General features: G+C 72.7%; 20 protein-coding genes and 1 pseudogene. 10 read left to right on the top strand and 11 right to left on the bottom strand.

The genetic code is table 11. The features are described 5' to 3' along the window. Nucleotides 1–161 precede the first annotated feature (161 nt). From ACZ4UB_RS07890 to ACZ4UB_RS07870, 5 genes are all read left to right on the top strand, one after another. Nucleotides 162–1,625 (top strand): xanthine dehydrogenase small subunit, encoded by a 1,464-nt coding sequence (locus tag ACZ4UB_RS07890; RefSeq protein WP_468068978.1) that lies wholly within the window; start codon nt 162–164, stop codon nt 1,623–1,625. After that, nucleotides 1,622–4,003, top strand: a complete 2,382-nt coding sequence (xdhB, locus tag ACZ4UB_RS07885) for a xanthine dehydrogenase molybdopterin binding subunit (RefSeq protein WP_468068977.1) — start codon at nt 1,622–1,624, stop codon at nt 4,001–4,003. Before ACZ4UB_RS07890 ends, xdhB begins: the two co-directional genes overlap by 4 nt. A gap of 1 nt (nt 4,004) precedes the next feature. After that, complete coding sequence (gene xdhC / locus ACZ4UB_RS07880) at nt 4,005–4,823, top strand: xanthine dehydrogenase accessory protein XdhC (protein ID WP_468069244.1); 819 nt, start codon at nt 4,005–4,007, stop codon at nt 4,821–4,823. A gap of 329 nt (nt 4,824–5,152) precedes the next feature. Next, the gene (locus tag ACZ4UB_RS07875; RefSeq protein WP_468068976.1) at nt 5,153–5,839 is read left to right on the top strand and encodes a TetR/AcrR family transcriptional regulator; all 687 of its coding nucleotides are present in this window, start codon (nt 5,153–5,155) and stop codon (nt 5,837–5,839) included. Beyond that, nucleotides 5,836–6,582 (top strand): LmeA family phospholipid-binding protein, encoded by a 747-nt coding sequence (locus tag ACZ4UB_RS07870; protein ID WP_468068975.1) that lies wholly within the window; start codon nt 5,836–5,838, stop codon nt 6,580–6,582. Before ACZ4UB_RS07875 ends, ACZ4UB_RS07870 begins: the two co-directional genes overlap by 4 nt. On the opposite strand, the gene ACZ4UB_RS07865 is transcribed toward ACZ4UB_RS07870, so the two are convergent. Both ACZ4UB_RS07865 and ACZ4UB_RS07860 read right to left on the bottom strand, forming a co-directional pair. Further along, complete coding sequence (locus tag ACZ4UB_RS07865; protein ID WP_468068973.1) at nt 6,579–6,968, bottom strand: carboxymuconolactone decarboxylase family protein; 390 nt, start codon at nt 6,966–6,968, stop codon at nt 6,579–6,581. The genes ACZ4UB_RS07870 and ACZ4UB_RS07865 overlap by 4 nt on opposite strands. Next, nucleotides 6,965–7,630 carry a class II aldolase/adducin family protein gene (locus ACZ4UB_RS07860; protein ID WP_468068971.1) on the bottom strand — a complete coding sequence of 222 codons (666 nt, stop codon included), beginning with the start codon at nt 7,628–7,630 and terminating at the stop codon, nt 6,965–6,967. The genes ACZ4UB_RS07865 and ACZ4UB_RS07860 overlap by 4 nt, the downstream gene beginning before the upstream one ends. A 116-nt stretch (nt 7,631–7,746) precedes the next feature. Here ACZ4UB_RS07860 and ACZ4UB_RS07855 point away from each other — a divergent pair, with 116 nt between their 5' ends. Then, nucleotides 7,747–8,175: a MerR family transcriptional regulator gene (locus tag ACZ4UB_RS07855; RefSeq protein ID WP_468068970.1), complete on the top strand. Its 429-nt coding sequence runs from the start codon at nt 7,747–7,749 to the stop codon at nt 8,173–8,175. Here ACZ4UB_RS07855 and ACZ4UB_RS07850 read toward each other — a convergent pair. From ACZ4UB_RS07850 to ACZ4UB_RS07810, 9 genes and pseudogenes are all read right to left on the bottom strand, one after another. Next, nucleotides 8,163–8,321 carry a hypothetical protein gene (locus tag ACZ4UB_RS07850; protein ID WP_468068968.1) on the bottom strand — a complete coding sequence of 53 codons (159 nt, stop codon included), beginning with the start codon at nt 8,319–8,321 and terminating at the stop codon, nt 8,163–8,165. The genes ACZ4UB_RS07855 and ACZ4UB_RS07850 overlap by 13 nt on opposite strands. Nucleotides 8,322–8,344: 23 nt before the next feature. Continuing rightward, on the bottom strand, nt 8,345–9,319 hold the full coding sequence (locus ACZ4UB_RS07845; protein ID WP_468069258.1) for a WD40 repeat domain-containing protein: 975 nt from the start codon (nt 9,317–9,319) through the stop codon (nt 8,345–8,347). Between the two features lie 52 nt (nt 9,320–9,371). Beyond that, nucleotides 9,372–9,740 (bottom strand): annotated as a pseudogene (locus tag ACZ4UB_RS07840) (effector-associated constant component EACC1); the annotation flags it as partial. A 167-nt stretch (nt 9,741–9,907) separates the two neighbouring features. Beyond that, the gene (locus tag ACZ4UB_RS07835; RefSeq protein WP_468068967.1) at nt 9,908–10,357 is read right to left on the bottom strand and encodes a spore-associated protein; all 450 of its coding nucleotides are present in this window, start codon (nt 10,355–10,357) and stop codon (nt 9,908–9,910) included. Nucleotides 10,358–10,469: 112 nt separating this feature from the next. Further along, nucleotides 10,470–11,342, bottom strand: coding sequence for a hypothetical protein (locus ACZ4UB_RS07830; protein ID WP_468068966.1), 873 nt, complete (start codon nt 11,340–11,342; stop codon nt 10,470–10,472). Between the two features lie 90 nt (nt 11,343–11,432). After that, a complete protein-coding gene (locus ACZ4UB_RS07825) occupies nt 11,433–11,990 on the bottom strand; it encodes a hypothetical protein (protein WP_468068965.1) in 558 nt (185 codons plus the stop codon). 100 nt (nt 11,991–12,090) lie between these two features. Continuing rightward, nucleotides 12,091–12,534: a RidA family protein gene (locus ACZ4UB_RS07820; protein WP_468068963.1), complete on the bottom strand. Its 444-nt coding sequence runs from the start codon at nt 12,532–12,534 to the stop codon at nt 12,091–12,093. Nucleotides 12,535–12,569: 35 nt separating this feature from the next. Beyond that, nucleotides 12,570–13,325 (bottom strand): IclR family transcriptional regulator, encoded by a 756-nt coding sequence (locus ACZ4UB_RS07815; RefSeq protein ID WP_468068961.1) that lies wholly within the window; start codon nt 13,323–13,325, stop codon nt 12,570–12,572. Between the two features lie 24 nt (nt 13,326–13,349). Continuing rightward, the gene (locus ACZ4UB_RS07810; RefSeq protein ID WP_468068960.1) at nt 13,350–14,423 is read right to left on the bottom strand and encodes a sugar kinase; all 1,074 of its coding nucleotides are present in this window, start codon (nt 14,421–14,423) and stop codon (nt 13,350–13,352) included. Between the two features lie 263 nt (nt 14,424–14,686). Between ACZ4UB_RS07810 and ACZ4UB_RS07805 the strand changes: the two genes are divergently transcribed. From ACZ4UB_RS07805 to ACZ4UB_RS07790, 4 genes are read left to right on the top strand one after another with little or no spacing between them, the layout of a single operon-like run. After that, nucleotides 14,687–15,994: a type III PLP-dependent enzyme domain-containing protein gene (locus ACZ4UB_RS07805; RefSeq protein WP_468068959.1), complete on the top strand. Its 1,308-nt coding sequence runs from the start codon at nt 14,687–14,689 to the stop codon at nt 15,992–15,994. Beyond that, entirely contained in the window at nt 15,994–17,625 is a 1,632-nt protein-coding gene (locus tag ACZ4UB_RS07800) for an N-acyl-D-amino-acid deacylase family protein (RefSeq protein ID WP_468068958.1), read from the top strand. Before ACZ4UB_RS07805 ends, ACZ4UB_RS07800 begins: the two co-directional genes overlap by 1 nt. Further along, nucleotides 17,622–18,305, top strand: a complete 684-nt coding sequence (locus ACZ4UB_RS07795) for a bifunctional 4-hydroxy-2-oxoglutarate aldolase/2-dehydro-3-deoxy-phosphogluconate aldolase (protein WP_468068956.1) — start codon at nt 17,622–17,624, stop codon at nt 18,303–18,305. The genes ACZ4UB_RS07800 and ACZ4UB_RS07795 overlap by 4 nt, the downstream gene beginning before the upstream one ends. Continuing rightward, a complete protein-coding gene (locus ACZ4UB_RS07790) occupies nt 18,302–19,714 on the top strand; it encodes a GntP family permease (protein WP_468068955.1) in 1,413 nt (470 codons plus the stop codon). The genes ACZ4UB_RS07795 and ACZ4UB_RS07790 overlap by 4 nt, the downstream gene beginning before the upstream one ends. Nucleotides 19,715–19,818: the final 104 nt, after the last annotated feature.

Genomic DNA, 19,818 nt, shown 5'->3' with positions numbered 1-19,818 from the left:
TTCACCGCCTTCGCTCCCCGCCGGCCGCGGCACGCCTTCGCGTGCGGATGCGCGCGCCGGGCTCTTGAGCTGCGCCGCCCGAGAAAGAAAGCTCCCGACATGGCGATCAGGACCAGCAGGACCAGCAGGACGACGACCGCGCCCCGAACGGGGAACACCCCGTGGTAGCCGCGCGGATCACGGTCAACGGGCAGGAGATGCCGATCGCACCGGCCGCGCCCCACACCACGGCGCTGGACTTCCTGCGCGAGCGCGGCCTCACCGGCACCAAGGAGGGGTGCGCGGAGGGCGAGTGCGGGGCCTGTTCGGTGCTGGTGGCCCGCCCCGGGGTGCACAAGCCCACCGACTGGGTGGCCGTCAACGCCTGCCTGGTCCCGGTGGCCGCGCTGGACGGCCAGGAGGTCATCACCTCCGAGGGCCTCGCCGTCACCGGTGCGGCCGGCGCGCCGCCCGTACTGCACCCCGTGCAGGAGGAGATGGCCCTGCGCGGCGGCTCCCAATGCGGTTACTGCACACCGGGGTTCGTCTGCAGCATGGCGGCCGAGTACTACCGGCCCGACCGCTGCCCCGCCGCCGACGGCGACACGCACGCCGATCCCGAGCACGGTCCGAACGGATTCGACCTGCACGCGCTGAGCGGGAACCTGTGCCGCTGCACCGGCTACCGGCCGATCCGCGACGCCGCCTTCGCCGTCGGCGCGCCCGCTCCGGACGATGCGCTGGGACGGCGTCGCGAACTGGCTCCGCCGGCACCGGTCGCCACCCGGTACACCCGCGAGGAAAGCTCCTTCCTGCGTCCGGGCACGCTGGCCGACGCCCTGCGGATGCTGGGCGAGCGCCCCGACGCGGTGGTCGTCGCGGGCAGCACCGACTGGGGCGTGGAGGTCAACATCCGTGCGCGCCGGGCGCCTTGCGTGGTCGCCGTCGACCGGCTGCCCGAACTGCGGGAACTGCGTTTCGAATCCGACCACATCGAGATCGGCGCGGCCCTGACGCTCACCGAGATCGAGCGCCGGCTCGACGGCCGCGTCCCGCTCCTGGCCCAACTGTTCCCGCAGTTCGCCTCCCGGCTCATCCGCAACGGTGCGACGCTCGGCGGCAATCTGGGTACGGGCTCCCCCATCGGTGACAGCCCGCCGGCGCTTCTCGCGCTGGAGGCGTCGGTGGTGCTCGCCGGCGCCGCCGGGGAGCGCGTCGTACCGCTGGCGGACTACTTCACCGGCTACCGGCAGAGCGTCCGCCGCCCCGACGAGCTGATCCGCTCCGTGCGGGTCCCGCTGCCGCTGTCGCCGGTCACGGCCTTCCACAAGATCGCCAAGCGGCGCTTCGACGACATCTCCAGCGTCGCCGTCGCCTTCGCCCTCGACATCGAGGACGGGATCGTGCGCACGGCGCGGGTCGGCCTGGGCGGCGTGGCCGCCACCCCGATCCGCGCCCTCGCCACCGAGGCCGCCCTGGAGGGCCGGCCGTGGGCGGCGCGGACCGTCGAGGCCGCGGCCCGGGTGCTCCGGGGCGAGGGCACGCCGATGGACGATCACCGCGCCAGCGCCGACTACCGCTCCGCGATGCTCGGCCAGAGCCTGTTGAAGCTGTACGCGCGAACCACCGAGGCGGTGCCGTCATGAGCCGGTTGTCCGAACGTCCCGAGATGCCCGCCGTCGGCCTTTCCGTGCCGCACGAGAGCGCCGCCCTGCACGTCACCGGCGCCGCGCTCTACACCGACGACCTGGTCGCCCGTACCAAGGACGTGCTCCACGCCCACCCCGTCCAGGTCATGAAGGCCCGCGGCAGGATCACCGGGCTGCGCACCGGGCCGGCGCTCGCCGTGCCGGGCGTGGTCCGCGTCCTGACCGTCGCCGACGTACCGGGCGTCAACGACGCCGGGATGAAGCACGACGAACCGCTCTTCCCCGACGAGGTCATGTTCCACGGCCACGCGGTGGCCTGGGTGCTCGGCGAGACCCTGGAAGCGGCCCGGCTCGGGGCGGCGGCCGTCGAGGTGGACCTCGACGAGCAGCCGTCCTTGATCACGCTCCAGGACGCGATCGCGGCCGGCAGCTTCCACGGCGCCCGGCCCGAGATGGTGACCGGGGACGTCGAGGCCGGTTTCGAGGACTCCGCGCACGTGTTCACCGGTGAGTTGCAGTTCTCCGACCAGGAGCACTTCTACCTGGAGACGCACGCGGCGCTGGCGCTGATCGACGAGAACGGGCAGGTGTTCGTCCAGAGCAGCACCCAACACCCGTCGGAGACCCAGGAGATCGTCGCGCACGTCCTCGGTCTGCACAGCCACGAGGTGACCGTGCAGTGCCTGCGGATGGGCGGCGGCTTCGGCGGCAAGGAGATGCAGCCGCACGGCTTCGCGGCGATCGCCGCGCTCGGTGCCCGGCTGACCGGTCGGCCCGTGCGGGTGCGGCTCAACCGCACCCAGGACCTGACCATGTCGGGCAAGCGGCACGGCTTCCACGCCTCGTGGAAGATCGGCTTCGACGCCGAGGGCCGCATCCAGGCCCTGGACGCCACCTTGACGGCCGACGGCGGCTGGAGCCTGGACCTCTCCGAGCCGGTCGTGGCGCGCGCGCTGTGCCACATCGACAACACCTACTGGATCCCCAACGCCCGCGTCCGCGGCCGCATCGCCAAGACCAACAAGGTCTCCAACACCGCCTTCCGCGGCTTCGGCGGCCCGCAGGGCATGTTGGTGATCGAGGACGTCATGGGCCGGTGCGCGCCGCTGCTCGGCCTGGACCCGATGGAGCTGCGGGAGCGCAACTTCTACCGGCAGGGCCATGCGACGCCGTACGGACAGCCGGTCAGCCACCCCGAACGCATCACCACCGTCTGGCGGGAGGTCCAGGAGGACGCCGACCTCGCCGGGCGCCGGCGCGGGATCGCGGCCTTCAACGCCGCGCACCCGCACACCAAGAGGGCGATCGCGCTGACGGGGATCAAGTTCGGGATCTCCTTCAACCTGACCGCCTTCAACCAGGCGGGCGCCCTGGTGCTGATCTACAAGGACGGTTCGGTCCTGATCAACCACGGCGGCACCGAGATGGGACAGGGCCTGCACACGAAGATGCTGCAGGTGGCCGCGACCACGCTCGGCATCCCGCTGCACAAGGTGCGGCTGGCGCCCACGCGGACCGACAAGGTGCCCAACACCTCGGCCACCGCCGCCAGTGCCGGGGCGGACCTCAACGGTGCGGCGGTCAAGAACGCCTGCGAGCAGTTGCGCGGGCGGCTGCTCCAGGTGGCCGCCACCCAGCTCGGTGCGAACGCCGCGGACGTGCGCATCGTCGGGGGCGTCGCACGCGTCCTCGGCAGCGACGGGGAGGTGGCCTGGGACGACCTGGTGCGCACGGCGTACTTCCAGCGGGTCCAGTTGTCGGCGGCCGGTTTCTACCGGACCGAAGGGCTGCACTGGGACGCGAAGAGCTTCCACGGCTCCCCCTTCAAGTACTTCTCCTACGGCGCGGCCGCTGCCGAGGTGGAGGTGGACGGCTTCACCGGCGCGTACCGGATCCGGCGGGTGGACATCGTGCACGACGTCGGCGACAGCCTGTCACCGCTGATCGACATCGGGCAGGTCGAAGGCGGTTTCGTCCAGGGCGCCGGCTGGTTGACCCTCGAAGACCTGCGCTGGGACAACGGTGACGGGCCGAACCGCGGCCGGTTGTTGACCCAGGCCGCGAGCACCTACAAGCTGCCGAGCTTCTCGGAGATGCCGACGGAGTTCAACGTCAGGCTGTTGGAGAACGCCACCGAGGAGGGCGCTGTCTACGGGTCCAAGGCGGTGGGCGAGCCTCCGCTGATGCTGGCCTTCTCGGTCCGGGAGGCGCTGCGGCAGGCGGCCGCCGCCTTCGGGCCGGCCGGGACCAGCGTGGAGCTGGCCTCGCCCGCCACGCCGGAAGCCGTGTACTGGGCCGTCGAATCGGCCCGGGCGGGCGGCGCGCAGAGCCGTAGCGCGTTGCTCCTGGACGAGGGTGTTCCGCGCCATGCCTGACATGTCCTGGGTCGCCGCGGTCGTGGGGTTGCGGGCCCGCCGGGAGCCCGGCGTACTGGTGACCGTCGCGACCGTGCGCGGCCACGCCCCGCGCGGGGCCGGCGCCAAGCTCGTCGTCGGCGGGAGCGAGACCTGGGGGTCGATCGGCGGCGGCAACATCGAGGCCGTCGCGATCGACCGGGCCCGCGAGCTGATCGGGGTGCCCGAAGCGGACTCCGAGCTGATCGAGTTCGCCCTCAACGACAAGGTCACCGGCCGGCACGGTGTGCAGTGCTGCGGCGGAGCGGTGAGCGTCCTGCTCGAACCGCTGCCGGTGGTCCAGGCCGTGGCGATCTTCGGCGTGGGGCACGTGGGACTGGAGTTGGCGCGGATCCTGGCCCGGCACAGCCTCGATCTGCACCTGGTCGACTCCCGCCCCGACGTGCTCGCCGAGGGACGGCTCGGCGTGCTCGCGGACGCGGTGGCCCAGGTCAGCGTCCACCACGCGCCGCTGCTCCCGGAGGAGGTGCTCGCCGAGCTGCCGCCCGGCACGCACGTCCTGATCATGACGCACGACCACGCCGAGGACGCCGCTCTCTGCGACGCGGCCCTGCGCACGCCCGGTCTCGGCTCGATCGGCCTGATCGGCTCGGCCGCGAAGTGGGCGCGGTTCCGACACCGGCTGTCCACGGAGGGCGGCCACGACGCCGCCACCATCGATCTGATCAAGAGCCCGATCGGAACGGCCGGCATCACCGGCAAGGAGCCCGCCACGATCGCGGTCAGCGTCGCGGCGGACCTGCTCCGGACCTTCGAACGGACCGCGCCCGCCCCCGAGTGAGACGCGTCGCTCAGCAGTGGATCCGCGGCAGGATCCGGTCGAGCCGGCGGGGCAGCCACCAGTTCCCCCGCCCATCAGGAACATGGCGGACGGCACCAGCACGAGCCGTACCACGGTCGCGTCCAGCACCACGCTGACGGCCGGGCCGAGGGCGAGGCGGCCGAGGCGGTCCGGATCGGCCCGGAGCGGGACCGGGCCTCGCCTGCGTGCGGAGGACACACGACACCTCCAAAAAATGGCAGGACTGACGCCAATGGCACGGACGACCATGGAGGGAAAGTGTCAGGACTGACAATTGACAGGGGTGACGTGATTGCTAGGCTCCTGCCATGCGCATCGAACCCTCCGCCGGGGCAGGGACAGGGACAGGCGGCACTACGGAGACAGGAACAACGGCGACGGGAACCGACGCGGGGCTGCGGCGCCGCAAGAAGGAGCTGACCCGCACCAGGCTCCGGGAGGGGGCCGCCGCGCTCTTCGCAGCGCGCGGTTTCGCGGGGACCACGGTCGCGGACATCGCCGCGTGCGCGAACGTCTCGGAGCGGACCTTCTTCCGCTACTTCGACAGCAAGGAGGCCCTCCTGCTGCCGGACATGAACCTGCTGTTCCAGCACGTCGAGGCGGCCCTCGCCACCCGTCCGCACGGGGAGGACCCGCTGAGCGCGATCTGCGGCGCGCTGCTCACCGCGGCGCAGCCGTTCGCCGCCTCCACCCTCACGGCCCTGACCCATCCCGTCGAGGGGGCGGAGTCGCTGATCGCGGCCCGGCTCGTCGAGGCCTTCGCCGCCTTCGAGGACCGGCTCGCCCTCCTCGTCGAGCAGCGACTCCCCCGGGACGCGCCCGACGCGGACCTGCGGGCCGCGGTGATCGCGGGGGCGGCCATGTCCTCGCTGCGCGCCGTCCTGCGCACCCAGCGCCGCCGCCGGCAGGCGGGCACCGTCACCGATGCCGCCCCCGCGCACCTCCTGGTCCGCTCCTTCGACATCCTGCACCAGATCGGAACCACCGCGTCGTGAAGTCCAGCCGCCCCATGCTCCGCCGCCCCGTCCCCGTGCTCATAGGCGTCGGCCTGACGCTGACGGCCGCCGGCGCCGTCACGGACCTCACCGTCGAGCACGTCGCCCGCGAGCGCATCGAGCGGGCGGCCACCTGCCGGCTCTCGCCCGCGGGCTCGGTCACGGCCGACCTGCTGGACCCGCTCGCCGGCCTGCGTTCGCTCACCGGCGACCTGGGCACCGTACGCGTCGAAGCGCGCGGCGTGCAGCACGCCGACACCGAGATGGACGTCCGGGCCGATCTGCACGACGTCACCACCGACGGGACGATCAGCGGCGGGACGGCGACGGCGAGCGTCCCGTACGCCGCCCTGCAGAAGCGGCTGGCCGATGCGGCGCCGGGCATGACGGTCGGCGGCGACGGCAGCGGCCTGACCCTGACCGGGCGCGCCGGGACCGGGGCCCTGAGCCTGCCCGTGACCGTCCACGCCGGTGTCACCGCCGCGGCCGACAGCCTGACCGTCACCCCGACCACCGTGACGGTGCTGGGCCGCACCATGCCGATCGCCGCACTGGCGGGCCTCCCCGGCGCGTCCTCCTTCACCGAGGAACTCGCCCCGCGCACGGTCCACGTCGACGACCTCCCCGAAGGCGCCCGCCTGACCGACGCCCACGCCGACACCTCCGGCCTGACCGTCTCCCTCTCCCTCTCCCGCACCACGACCACGACCCCCGGCGGGAAGTGCGCCGACGACAGGGCCTAGGGCGGAGTGAGCTCGGCGATGATCTGGGTGCCCAGTGCGTAGGCCGGTACGCCCGAGGTGATCAGGGCCGTTTCGGCGACACCGATGAGGTCGGTGAGGGTGGCGCCCGCGTGCAGGGCGCCTTGGGCGTGCAGGCGTGCGGGGTGGTCCCGGCCCAGGGACAACAGTTGGCCGAAGTGCACGAGTTGCTGGACCCGCGCCCCCAACGGGTTCTCGGTCAGGACGATGTGCCGTAGCGCGGCGAGGGCCTCTTCGGTGGGGAGCCGGTCGAACTGCCGCGCCAGGCGCAGCCGTTCCTCCACGCCGCTCGGTACGGACCCGAGCGTGGACACGTAGCGCTCCCGGACGGCATCGGTGCGCGGGGCGGGTGCGTCGTCGTCCGTCATGACGAGACCCGTGCGATCGAGGCGCGCACCGCCTCCACGGCGCCCTCGGGGAAATCGACGGCCCCGCCGATCGCGGCCGCGGCGAGCTCCGCCTCGGCGCTCTCCTCGATCGCCACGACGAGGTGGGCGGTGGCCGCCGGATCCGGGCCGAAGACGAGCAAGCCGTGGTTGGCCAGCAGGGCCGCGGCCGTCGTCGGGCGGCGCTCCAGGACCTCGGCGATGCCGCGCACCGACACGTCCGACCCCCGGGGGCCCCAGGGAACCACCGGGACCTCCTCGGCCTGCCCGAACCTCAACATCGGCTCCGTACGGCAGGGCAGCGGCCGGTGGGCCACCGCGAAGGCCGTCGCGGCGGGCGAGTGCGTGTGGATCACCGACCCCACGCGCGGGCGGGCCGCGTAGACGGCGCTGTGCATGGTGATGATCTCGGCGCTCACGGAGCGCAGTTCGCCCTCCAGCACCCGCCCGTCGAGGCCGATCGTCGCCAACTGCTCGGGCCTCAGCCCCCGGACGAAGCCCGGCGTCAGCAGGAACCGCTCCTCGTCGATGCGGGCACTCAGGTTCGCGTGCCCGGAGTGGGACATCACTCCCGCTTCGAAGAGCGTCCGGGCGGCTTCGACGAGCTGCTCGGCCCGTTCCTCCACTCCCTGTACGTCCGTCATGGCGACCTCTTTCGGCTCCGATGTCGGCGGCCGCTCGTGCGACGCCGTCCACGTGCCGCCCACTCTTCAACGTGAACTAAGGTTCAAGTCAAGCGGCGTGGAACGGAGTGGGGCACGTGGTGGACCCGCGCATGACGATCGGCCGGCTCGCCGAGGTCACCGGGGTGCCGGCTTCGGCCATCCGGTACTGGGAACGCCACGGTCTGCTCCCGCAGCCCGAGCGCCGGAGCGGGCAGCGGCGCTACCCGCCGGAGGCGGCGCAGCGGATCGTGCTGCTGCGCAAGTGTCAGCGGGCGGGGTTGACCCTGGTCGAGATCCGCGCGTTCCAGGAGGAGCGGGAGGCGCGTCGAGCCATGCTCCGCGACAAGATCGTCGAGATCGAGCAGCGCATGGTCGACCTCGACCACGCCCACCAACTCCTGAGCCACGCCCTCCTGTGCGGTGAGGAGGACATCGTCGGGTGCCCGAAGTTCCGCGAGCAGATGGCGGAGTGGGGCGTGCCGGAGCCCGGGGGCGACGCCCCTCGGCCGGTTCACCTCGGGTGAGGCGGCGCAGCGCAGGACGGGCGCGGCTCCAGATGGGGGAAGAGGTCGCGCCACTGGTCCTGGGGGACGCTGCCGGGATGCCTGGTGCACATCCGCCGGCAGACCTGGTCCGGGTCGAGCTCCAGCAGGTAGGTGGAGGCGTCCATCAAGTGACCCGAAGCCGCGATCTTCACTGCCGCATAGGGCTGTTCGGGGATGAGTTGCGTTCCCCGTACCGCCGGACCGAGCGTGGCGAAGGGCTGGGCGCCCCAGCGGCCGTCCTCGTCCACTTGCCACAGCTGGAAGGGCTCTCGTACTCGCGGGGGAGGTAGGGGTCGCTGATGTCCCAGAACTGGAGGAGCCCGCTGCCCAGCGCGGTGACCAGATGGTGTCCGCCCGCGCCGTAGTGGCCGCCGCTCGCGGCGGGGAGCCGCTTGGCCTTGCGCGGGTGGGCGAGGTCGGAGAGGTCCCACAGCTGCAGGCTGCCGCCGCTGAGCTCGCTCAGCAGGACGCGTTCGGAACGGTAGTACGCCGCACCGCGCATCAGGCCGGCTTCGGGGATCACGGCGCCTTCCCTGGGGTGGGACGGGTCCGAGAGGTCCCAGAGTTGAAGGTCATCGCCCTTCAGCGTGGCCAGGGTCGTGGCGTTCAGAAACCAGAGGATGCCCTTGTTCGGCTGGAGCGGTACCTGCATCTCCGAACGGCGTACGGGGTGGAGCGCGTCCTGCAGGTCCCACACCTCGACACGTCCCGTGTTCTGGCTCCCGATGGCGAGGAGGGCGGCCTTGGGGCGTTTCGGCAGGAAGTAGCGGGCTTCCCAGGAGTCGGGGACCCGGAAGCGCTGGCGCGGAGCGTCGGCGTGGCGGACGTCCCACACGTGGGTCTCGTCGGTCCGCCCGGTCGGGAAGGCGCGGGTGATGAGCAGGGAGCCGTCGTCGCTGAAGGGGCTGGTGCCGGGGTCGGGGCTGGCGATCTCGCCCTTCAGCATCCTGGCATCGGGGCGGGCGGGCCAGATCCTCACTTCCCCCTGGAAGTCGCCCGCGGCGAAGGCGGCGCCGTCCGGGCTGTAGGCCACCGACTGCACGTTTTCGCCGGCCTTGGATTCCTCCTCGCCGCTGCAGATCTCCTTGTCCGGTACGGCCGTCTCCACAGCGGAACAGGTCACGACACGCCCCTTCTGCGTCGTTCAGGGCTGCGGCGATCCGCAGGGCGATGGCGCCCGAGTCCTGCGCGCTCAGCCCGCGGACGTTCTCGGAACTCACCGTGATCTGCGTGGTGTCGGGCAGGGTGACGGTGACGGTCTGGTTGCCGCGCCGGTTCTGGAGCCAGGCGATGAGGGCGGCGCCCAGGGCCGCCGTCACGCCGCCCGGGGCGAGCAGGAGGGGGATCAGCTCGCCGACCGCTCCCATCTCGCCCGCGCCCGGCTCCGCGGACCGGGTACGGCCGAGCTGGTCGCGCAGCTCGGGATGGCGCTGCAGCCAACGACGCAGGTCCGCGAGCGCGGCGGCTGACTCCGGCCGGCTGCCGGTGTCGTCCGGGGCCGATGAGGTAACCGATGATGAGGTAGCCGATAACGCGAGCTCCATGCCGCCCCTCCGCCCCTGGGAACAACCGTCCACCCCGGGGCGAGGCTACAGCGGGAATTCTCCGTTCACGTCCCTATGGGAGGTGTGGCCCAAACGCGCTCCCCGACCGCCCCCACCCCCGCCCCGGCAGGACTCGGCGAGCCTGCCGGGGCGAGCCGGACGACGGGTCAGCGAACCTCGGTGACCCGGTGCTCCGTGCGCGCGCCACAGTTGGAGTTGTACACCTGCACGTGCACGTTGCTGATGCCCCCGCCCCAGTCGACGCAGTGGCCCTTGCCGTACACGTAGGCCGGGCCCGCGTACGACGTGTACCGGCCGAAGTCCTCGCCCCGCTCCGAGGTATCGGTGACTTCGATCCAGAGGGCCATGTCCACGGCCGCACCGGGGTTGTTGCGGATCGTCGCGACGCAGTTCTTGCCGTTCGAGGCGTTGTACGTCAGGTAGACGGTGCCCAGCGAGCCGATGGCGGCCGAGTTCACGGTCTTGTAGGCACTTCCGCAGACCTTCTGCGGCGTGGTGTTGGGCGCGGCGCTGGCGGGCACCGCCATCGCGGTCGTGGCCCCCAGGGCCAGGGCGGCGAACGCGGTGGTCGTAAGGACGGAACGGGTGACTCTCATGTTTCCCCCTGCTCGTCGGTGGAGTTGGTCACTCCTGCATGCTGTGACATGCCCGACGGCGCAACGGTTGCGCATCTGCCCCGAAAAAATACGACGGCTCGGCCCGAGCGGGTCAGTGGGAATCCTTCGTCTCGTCCTCGGCCGGGCCGGGAGGTGCCGTGCTGTCGGCCTGGGCGGCGGCTCGTTCCGCGCGGAGTTCTTCGGCGACCTCGTAGGCCCGGCCCGGGTCGTAGACGGTGACCGAAGTCCCGGGGCTGTACATCGCGTGTGCCCGGGGGGTGTACCGATGGCCTTCGACGCCGCGCCGGGCGGCCATGGCGTCGACCTCGCCGACGGGTACCCGCCACAGCGCGGCGGTGTAGGACCCGCTCCACCACTCGTCCGGACGCAGGAAGTCCCGCCTGACGTCCGTCCGACGCTCCACCGCCACCTGGACCGGCGCGAGTTGCTCGGTCAACCAGGCGGTCAGCGCCTGCGCGTCGGCCCGGGAGAGCGGAGCCGTCGTCGCCGGTTCACAGTCCACCGTCCCGCCGCGGGTGTGCAACACCACCTTGATCGACTGTCGCTGCCCCAGACTGAGTCGCTCGACGACGACGACTCGCCGCAGATCGTCCATCGCCATGGTCGACGAACGCAGGAAGCGGGCGATCACGACCTGGGCCGGAGCCCCCAGGGGGCGGAGCTCGACCCACCGCACCGTCAGGGAGACCGTCACGGCCAACATGGCCACGGCGAGCAGGATCACCGCAGCGGCCGTGAGCGCCAGTAGGACCCAGAAACCGCCCCAGGCGAGTGAGCTCCCCGAGAGCACGGCGGCCACCGAGGCGCCCAGCAGAAGCGGGGCCGCGACCACCGACGGGACCGTGATGCTCGCGCCGAGCGCGATGGCCAGCTCGCGGGCCCGGCGGGGCACGAACAACAGCCGCCATCCGGCCGTCACGGGTGACACCACTCCCGCCAGCGGGCCGGGATGCCGAGTTTCCATGGCTCAAAGGTAGGACCCCGCACAGGAGTTGGTAAGGCTACGGACACACGCGACCCGGGTCAGGCACGAGCGGCGCAGCGGGGCCGCGCCTCACCTCTCGCGGCGGCCCGGCACCCACGCCGGCACCAGCGCGGCGAGCCGCCCGCCCCGGCCGGTGCGCCTCGGGGGCGAGGAGGCCGGGGTCGGTGCGGGCGGCTCGTACCGGGTCGCGGGGTGCGGGGACCAGGTGACGTCCCGCACGCACTCGCCCGGAACGCCGAGGACCTCCACGAGCGCGGCGAGTGCGCCTTCGCCGTCACGTGCTCGGCGGTCTAGCCATACGGTGACCCCATCGCCCCCGTCGGTGAACTGGCTCAGGGCGAGGAAGTGTCCAGCGAGGCGGAAGGTGGCGACGTCCACCTGGCCCAGGTCCTCCCAGCTCTGTTCCACCGTCAGCACGAGCCGCTCCACGTAGGCCGCGAACGGCGGCGGAAGCACGCCGATCGGCCGGTACGCCAGGACCATCGACTCCCACATGCCGTACTGCAGCGCGGGATTCGGGTTGCCCCCTTGGTATTGCGGCGCAGGCCGCCAATCCGGTTCCGGTCCGGGGACCACGACGGGCTCCCACATGGGCCCGTCGTTCCCCGCGGACACGCCTTCGCCCATGGTCGCCCTCTCCTGAAGCCCCTGCAACTGATCTACTGAGCCTACGGGCATGCCTACGTGGACCACCGCGGCGGCGGCTTCTGGGCGGCGGGGCGGGTGTTCAGCCGATGACGGCCTGGGCGTCGATCTCGACCAGCATCGGCTCCTGCGGGAGTTCCACGAAGATGGTCGTCCGGCAGGGCTTGACGCCGCCCGGCTTGATGTTCTCGTCGATGAACGCCGCGTAGACCTCGTTCATGAGCGGGAAATCGGCCCGCTTGGTGAGGTAGACGCGGAACATGACGACGTCCTCGATGGTCGCGCCGCCCGCCTCGACGATGGCCTTGACGTTCTCCAGGGTGCGCCGGGTCTGGGCCTTCACGTCCCCGTGGTAGAGGTACTCGCCGGTCGCGGGGTCCTGCGGGCCCTGGCCGGACACCTGGAGGATGGGGCCCTTGCGCACGCCCTGGGAGAACATCCAGGCGGGGGCGGGGGCGCCGTCGGTGCGGACTTCGGTCTTCTCGGCGGTGCCGTTGGTGGTGTCGTTGGTGGTGTCGTTGCTCATGGGGTCTCCTTGTGACGGTCGGGTGATGGGTGGGGTCAGGAGTCGGCCGGGGGCGGGGAGCCCGCGTCGGCCGAGATGGCACGCGTGGCCGCCAGGAGCTCGGGGAGCAGCCCCAGGACCTGTTCGTACGGCAGCACCACGTCCGGTACCGAGATGGAGGCCGCCGCGACGGCGCGCCCGGAGGCGTCACGGATCGGGGCGGCGATGCAGTTGATGAACGACTCGTGCTCGGCGTGGTCCTCGGCCCACCCCTGGGCGGCGACCTTGTCGAGCTCCTCCAGGAGCGCCTCGGGGGTGGTGATCGTGTTCGGGGTGTGGACGGTGAACTCGACGCCCTCGACCACGCGGCGCCGTTCGGCCTCCGGGAGGTCGGCGAGGAGCACCTTGGCGACGGCCGTGTTGTGCAGGGCCGCGCGCAGCCCGATCCGGGAGTACATGCGCACGGGGTGCCGGGAGTCGTACTTGTCGATGTAGACCACCTCGCCGCCCTCGTACGCGGCCAGGTGCACGGTCTGCCCGGTGTCCGCGTTGAGCCGGGCCAGGTGCGGGGCGGCCGTGCGGCGGATGCCGTGCTGTTCCAGGGCCAGGCTGGACAGGGCGAACAGGCCCGCGCCCAGGTGGTAGCGGTAGCCCGCGTCCCGGTACACGAACCGCGCCTCCTCCAGGCTCTGGAGCAGTCGCAGCGCGGTGGTCTTGTGCACGTCGAGGACCTGGGCGAGCTGTTCGAGGGAGCGCTCGCCCTCGCCCAGCTCGGTGAGGAGGCGCAGGGCACGGGTGACGGTCTGGCTCATGGGTGGTGGCGCTCCGGGTCGGGTCTATGGAGTGGTCGACAGGGGTGACACGATGCCACCCGCCGTGACCGAGGTCGCGGCCCACCGCTGCGGCGACGCGCCGAGGAGGTCGTTCAGGACCGGCGCCGGGGCCGGTACTCCGTGGTCCTCGTGCGCGGTGAGCGCGGCGGCCGCGCTGAGGTGGCCGAGCCGCAACCGGCTGCGCTGGTCGAGGCCGCGCAGCGTACCGGCGAGGTACCCGGCGGCGAAGGCGTCGCCCGCCCCGGTGGCCTCCACCACCTCCACGGTCAGTGCCGGTTCGGTGACGGTCAGGCCGTCCCGGGTCAGGGCGGTGACGGCGTTCCCGGAATCCTTGACGACGAGGGTGGCGGGCGAGGGGAACAGGGCCCGCAGCGCCTGCGGGTCGCCGGTGCCGAAGGCGGCCTCCGCCTCGTCCGCGCCGAGGAGCACGAGGTCGGCCGCGTCCAGCAGGGCGCGCAGGACCCCGGGGTCGCGGCCGTGCCACAGGGCGGGGCGCCAGTTGAGGTCGAAGCTGACGAGGGTGCCGGGACGCCGGTGTTCGGGGGCCAGGAGGGCCCGTACCAGGTCGAGGCAACTGTCGGAGAGCGCGGCCGTGATGCCGCTGAGGTGCAACAGCCGGGCCGCCTTCAGCAACCGCGCGGCGGCGGGGTCCGTGAGCAGCTCCGGGCCGAGGGCGGAGGCCGCCGAGCCGGTGCGGTAGTAGTGCAGGCGGCTGCTGCCCGCGCCCAGGTCGCCGCGGTGTCCGGAGCCGCCGGTCTCCTTGAGGTAGAGGCCGGTCGGGCGGTGCGGGTCGACCGCGACGGCGCTGGTGTCCACGCCGCGGGCGGCGACCTCGGCGGTGAGCCGGCGGCCGAAGCCGTCGTCGCCGACGCGGCTGATCCAGGCGCTCGGTATGCCGAGGGAGGCCAGCGCGCAGGCCACGTTGGACTCGGCGCCGCCCACGGACGGCCGGAAGGCGCCGACGGTGTCGAGCGGGCCGGGGCCGTCGGCCAGCAGGACAGCCATCGACTCCCCCAGGCAGACGGCCTGCACCGGTTCGGCCGTACGGGGTGCGGGTGCGGTGTCCTGCCGGTTCATCGGTCGCTGCTCCCTGGTTCGCGTGTCTGCTGCTCGGGGTGTGCCCGTCGCTTCCGCCTCCCGGCACCCGGGGGCCTTTTGGACGTTGCCATCCGTTCCGACGGAATGCTAGAACCATAACAGCAACATACGCAACGAGCGTTGCACATGTTGCAACGCTCGCTGAGGATTCCGTGCCCGGAGCCGCTACCGGCCCGCACCCGCAATACCGGCAACACCGGCAACACCTGAAATACCCGCACCAGTCGCACCGGAGGATCACCGTGGATCACCAGAGCTACGCACGCCATACCGACGGCCCCGGGATCGACCACGCCGCCTTGTCCGCGCTGGCGGACGAGCCGCTCGACTGGCGCTTCAAGGCACTGCCCGCTGCGGCGCGGGGCCTGACGGTCGGCCAGTACCTCGCGACCGGCCCCGCCCTCCACGACCTCGGCACACCGCTGCTGACCCTCGATGCCGGCGCCCTCGCGCACAACACGCGCACCATGGCCGATTGGTGCCGCCGCGCCGGGGTGGTCCTCGCCCCGCACGGCAAGACCACGATGGCCCCCGCCCTGTGGCGCACCCAGCTCGACGCCGGGTGCCACGGAATCACCCTCGCCAACCTGCCGCAGCTGCGGGTGGCCCGCGCCTTCGGCGTCTCGCGGTTGATGCTGGCCAACACCCTCCTGGACCCGGCCGGACTGACCTGGCTCGCGGGCGAGCTCGACCGCGACGCCGAGTTCGCCTTCACCTCGTGGGTCGATTCCGTCGCCTCCGTGGAGCTGATGGACGAGGCCCTGCGGGCCGCGGGGGCCCGCCGCCCGGTGGAGGTCCTCGTCGAACTCGGCGCCGCGGGCGGCCGGACCGGGGCCCGCGACCTGGACACGGCCGAGCGGATCGCCGCCGCCGTGGTGGCGGCCCCGACCCTGCGCCTGGCGGGCACCGCCGGGTACGAGGGGGCGCTGGCCCACGAGGCCACCGAGGGCGGGCTGGCCGTCGTACGCGGCTACCTGCGCGCGCTCGCCGCGCTGCACCGGCGGCTGGCCGAGGCGTACGAGACCTCCGCGCCGGTGGTCACCGCGGGCGGCAGCGCCTACTTCGACACCGTCGCCGAGGAACTCGTACCGCTCGCCGAGCAGGTGCCGGGCACCGTGGTGATCGTCCGCGCCGGCGCCTACCTCGCCCACGACGACGGTTTCTACCGGACCATCTCCCCCCTCTCGCGCGACGTCGACGAAACGCCGCTGCGCTCCGCGATGCACGGCTGGAGCCGGGTCGTCTCCCGGCCCGAGCCGCAGCTCGCCCTGCTCGACGGCGGCAAGCGCGACTTCCCCTTCGACGAGGGGCTGCCCGAACCGCAGGCGGTGCGCGGCGTCGGCCCCCTCGGCTCCGGCCGGATCACGGCCCTCAACGACCAGCACGCCTTCCTGCGCGACGCCGGGGACCCGGCCCCGGTGGGCGCGGTCCTGCGGCTGGGGCTCTCACACCCCTGCACCGCCTTCGACAAGTGGTCCCTGATCCCCGTGCTCGACGACGCCCACGCGGAACATCCGCGCGTGGTGGAGTTCGTCAGGACGTTCTTCTGATGGCCGACCTGCTCTTCCGGGGCGCCACCGTCGTCGACGGCAGCGGCGCCGAACGCTTCCTGGCCGACGTCACGGTCACGGACGGGACCATCGAGGAAGTGAGCGCCCCCGGTGCGGGGTCGGGGCGCCGGAGCGCGCGCGAGGTCGTCGACGCCGACGGACTCGTCCTGGCTCCCGGCTTCATCGACATGCACGCCCACTCCGACCTGCGACTGCTGCTCGAACCCGAGCACCCCTCCCGGGTCACCCAGGGCATCACCTGCGAGGTCCTGGGACAGGACGGGCTGTCCTACGCGCCCGTCGACGACACCACACTGCCGGCGCTGCGTCGCCAGATCGCCGGCTGGAACGGGAACCCCGACGACGGATCGGACTTCGCGTGGGACTGGCGCACCGTCGGCGAGTACCTCGACCGGATCGACCGGGGCGCCGGGGTCAACGCCTGCTACCTGGTGCCGCACGGCTCCGTACGGATGCTCGCGATGGGTTGGGACAACCGCCCGCCCAGCCAGGTCGAGCTCGACCGGATGCGCGAGATCCTCGCCCAGGGAATGCGCGAGGGCGCGGTCGGCATGTCGAGCGGCCTCACCTACACCCCCGGCATGTACGCCGACACCGCCGAGCTGGTCGCGCTCTGCGAGGTGGTGGCCTCGTACGGCGGCTACCACGCGCCGCACCAACGCTCCTACGGATCCGGGGCCTTGGAGGGCTACGCCGAGATGGTGGAGATCGCCCGCCGGTCCGGCTGCGCGCTGCACCTCACCCACGCCACGATGAACTTCGGCGTGAACGAGGGCCGGGCGGGCGAACTGCTCGCCCTGGTCGACGCGGCGCTCGCCGAGGGCGTGGACCTGACCCTCGACAGCTATCCCTACCTCCCCGGCTCCACCACGCTCTCCGCCCTGCTGCCCAGTTGGGCCGCCGAGGGCGGACCGGACGCCACCTTGGCCCGGCTCGACTCCCCCGACGACCGCGAGCGGATCCGGGGGGACGTGGAGGAGCGCGGGAGCGACGGCTGCCACGGCGTGGTCACCGATTGGGCCACGATCCAGATCTCCGGGGTGCAACAGCGGCGTCTCGCACCCCTGGTGGGCCGGACCGTGGCCGAGATCGCCGCGGAGCGGGGCCGCACCGGCACCGAGGTCTTCTTCGACCTGCTGCGCGAGGACGCCCTGGCCACCACGATCCTCCAACACGTGGGCCACGAGGAGAACGTGCGGGCCATCATGCGCCACCCCGCGCACACCGTCGGCAGCGACGGCCTGCTGACCGGGGCCCGCCCGCACCCCCGGGCGTGGGGCACCTTCCCCCGCTACCTCGCCCGCTACAGCCGCGAGCTGGGCGTGCTCAGCCTGGAGCAGACCATCACCCGGATGACCGGCCGCCCGGCCCGCCGCCTGGGCCTGGTCCGGCGCGGCCTCGTACGTCCCGGCCACCACGCCGACCTGGTCCTCCTGGACCCGGACGCCGTCCAGGACACCGCGACCTTCGAACACCCCCGGCGGCCCGCCGCCGGCATCCCCTACGTCTACGTCAACGGCACGGCGGTCGTCCACGACGGCGCCGCCACCGGTGCGCTGCCCGGCCGGGCACTGCGCCGCACCCCCCGAGGAACAGAGGCAGCCCAATGACATCCCCCGCGACCGGCTCCACGTCCGCTCCTCCCGCCGCCGCCCGCGCGGCCCTGGTGGCCACGCTCACCGCGGACCCGGTGATCGCCGTCGTCCGGGCACCCCGCATACCCGACGCCGCCGCGCTGTGCGAGGCGCTGGCGGCCGGGGGGATCCGCACGGTCGAACTCACCTTCACCACCCCGGGGGTGGGCGCCCACATCGCGCGGGCCGCCGCCGCGGGCCACCGGGTCGGAGTCGGCACCGTACTCACCGCGGACCAGGCGCGCGAAGCCATGGCGGCCGGTGCCTCCTTCCTCGTCACCCCGGGGCTGCGGCCGCTGGTCGCGGCCGTCGCGGCCGAGGCGGGCGTGCCGGTGGTGATGGGCGCGCTGACGCCCACCGAGGTGGCCGACGCGCTGGACCTGGGCGCGGCCGCCGTGAAGATCTTCCCCGCGAAGACCTTCGGGCCCGGCTACTTCAAGGACCTGCACGGCCCCTACCCGGGCGTGCCGCTGGTCGCGTCGGGCGGCGTCAACGCCACCAACGCGGGCGCGTTCCTCGCGAACGGGGCGCTCGGCGTCTGCGCGGGCACCGACGTCGTGCCCCCCGCGGCGGTCGAGGCCGGGGACTGGGCGGACATCACGCGGCGCGCCGCCGCGTTCACGGGGGCCCTGGCCGGGGCGGGGGTCCGGGCGTGATCCACTGGCTCCAGCACGAGACGGCCGGGCTCCTGGTCCTGTCCGCGATATCCATCGCCTTCCTCCTCCTGCTGATCATCAAGTTCAAGCTCGAACCCTTCATCTCCCTCGTGGTCACCGGGCTGTTGTTGGCGCTCGCGGCCGGCCTGCCCGTCCACGCCATCGTCGGGTCGGCGCTCAGCAGCAAGGAGTCGCTGATCGAAGGCGGCTTCGGCGGGATCCTGGGCCACATCGCCCTGATCGTCGGCCTGGGCTCCCTGCTCGGCTCGCTCCTGGAGGCTTCCGGCGGCGCCGAGGTCCTCACCCAACGGCTGCTGCGCGCCTTCGGTGAGAAGCGCGCGGGTCTGGCGATGGGCCTGACCGGCCTGATCTTCGGCATCCCGGTCTTCTTCGACATCGGCATCTTCGTCCTCGCGCCGCTCGTCTACGTGGTGGCCAAGCGCAGCGGCAAGTCGATGCTGCTGTACGCCCTTCCGCTGCTGGCGGGCCTGTCGATGACCCACGCGTTCCTGCCGCCGCACCCGGGGCCGGTCGCGCTCGCCGGGTTCCTCGGCATCGATCTCGGCTGGTTGATCGTCATGGGGCTGGCCTGCGGACTGCCCGCGTTCTTCGTGGCCGGCGTGCTGTGGCCGAAGTGGATCGGCAACCGGATCATGATCGAGGTGCCGGAGGAGTTCAGCGCCCCGCAGGAGGACTCCGCGGCCGCGGACGGCGCGGCGGCGGACGGCGGCCGCGGGCCGGTGTCGCTGGGCAAGGTGGCGCTGGTCATCTGCGTGCCGCTGGTGCTGATCCTCGGGGCCACCTTCGGGACGGTCTTCCTCGACAAGGACGCCGGCGTACTGCCCTTCCTGACCTTCGTCGGGAACCCGGCCGTGGCGCTCACCCTGGCGTGCCTGGTCGCCATCAAACTCCTGGGCACCGACCGGGGCATGACCAAGCATCAGCTCTCGGAACTCGGCGCGGCGGCGCTGCGCCCGGTCGGCATGATCCTGCTGGTGGTCGGCGCGGGCGCCTTCTTCGGCGCCGTCATCTCGGCCACCGGTGTCGGCAAGGCACTGGCCGGGACGCTGTCCACGGCCGGGCTCCCGCTGATCGTCCTGGCGTACGTGATCTCCTGCGGCCTGCGCGTCGCCCAGGGCTCGGCCACGGTCGCCATCGTGACCACGGGCGGCATCATCGCCCCCTTGGTCAAGGACGCCGACTACAGCCAGCCCGCCCTGGCCCTGATCGCGGTCTCGATCGCGGCCGGCTCGATCATCGCCTCGCACGTCAACGACGGCGGGTTCTGGATCATCTCCAAGTACTTCAACACCTCGGTGAAGGACACCCTGAGGTCCTGGACCGTGCTGGAGACGATCCTGTCGGTGACCGGCTTCGCGGCGGCCGTCGGGCTCAGCCTGGTGGTCTGACGGTACGAAGTCCCGGGGGGGGGGGGGGGGGGGGGGGGGGGGGGGGGGGTGGGGGGAGGGGGGGGGGGGAGGGGGGGGGGGAGGGGGGGGGGCACAGACCCCCC

The organism is Streptomyces sp. NPDC028419, assembly GCF_055565515.1.
Note: the sequence above shows the minus strand (reverse complement) of the source record. Positions and strands in the feature narration are given on the sequence as shown.

What these genes read in the sequence shown, in the direction of transcription:
- xdhB (WP_468068977.1), top strand. Translation starts at nt 1,622, where the DNA reads ATGAGCCGGTTGTCCGAACGTCCCGAGATGCCCGCCGTCGGCCTTTCC.
- xdhC (WP_468069244.1), top strand. Translation starts at nt 4,005, where the DNA reads ATGTCCTGGGTCGCCGCGGTCGTGGGGTTGCGGGCCCGCCGGGAGCCC.
- ACZ4UB_RS07875 (WP_468068976.1), top strand. Translation starts at nt 5,153, where the DNA reads ATGCGCATCGAACCCTCCGCCGGGGCAGGGACAGGGACAGGCGGCACT.
- ACZ4UB_RS07865 (WP_468068973.1), bottom strand. Translation starts at nt 6,968, where the DNA reads ATGACGGACGACGACGCACCCGCCCCGCGCACCGATGCCGTCCGGGAG.
- ACZ4UB_RS07860 (WP_468068971.1), bottom strand. Translation starts at nt 7,630, where the DNA reads ATGACGGACGTACAGGGAGTGGAGGAACGGGCCGAGCAGCTCGTCGAA.
- ACZ4UB_RS07850 (WP_468068968.1), bottom strand. Translation starts at nt 8,321, where the DNA reads ATGGACGCCTCCACCTACCTGCTGGAGCTCGACCCGGACCAGGTCTGC.
- ACZ4UB_RS07835 (WP_468068967.1), bottom strand. Translation starts at nt 10,357, where the DNA reads ATGAGAGTCACCCGTTCCGTCCTTACGACCACCGCGTTCGCCGCCCTG.
- ACZ4UB_RS07830 (WP_468068966.1), bottom strand. Translation starts at nt 11,342, where the DNA reads ATGGAAACTCGGCATCCCGGCCCGCTGGCGGGAGTGGTGTCACCCGTG.
- ACZ4UB_RS07825 (WP_468068965.1), bottom strand. Translation starts at nt 11,990, where the DNA reads ATGGGCGAAGGCGTGTCCGCGGGGAACGACGGGCCCATGTGGGAGCCC.
- ACZ4UB_RS07820 (WP_468068963.1), bottom strand. Translation starts at nt 12,534, where the DNA reads ATGAGCAACGACACCACCAACGACACCACCAACGGCACCGCCGAGAAG.
- ACZ4UB_RS07815 (WP_468068961.1), bottom strand. Translation starts at nt 13,325, where the DNA reads ATGAGCCAGACCGTCACCCGTGCCCTGCGCCTCCTCACCGAGCTGGGC.
- ACZ4UB_RS07810 (WP_468068960.1), bottom strand. Translation starts at nt 14,423, where the DNA reads ATGAACCGGCAGGACACCGCACCCGCACCCCGTACGGCCGAACCGGTG.
- ACZ4UB_RS07800 (WP_468068958.1), top strand. Translation starts at nt 15,994, where the DNA reads ATGGCCGACCTGCTCTTCCGGGGCGCCACCGTCGTCGACGGCAGCGGC.
- ACZ4UB_RS07795 (WP_468068956.1), top strand. Translation starts at nt 17,622, where the DNA reads ATGACATCCCCCGCGACCGGCTCCACGTCCGCTCCTCCCGCCGCCGCC.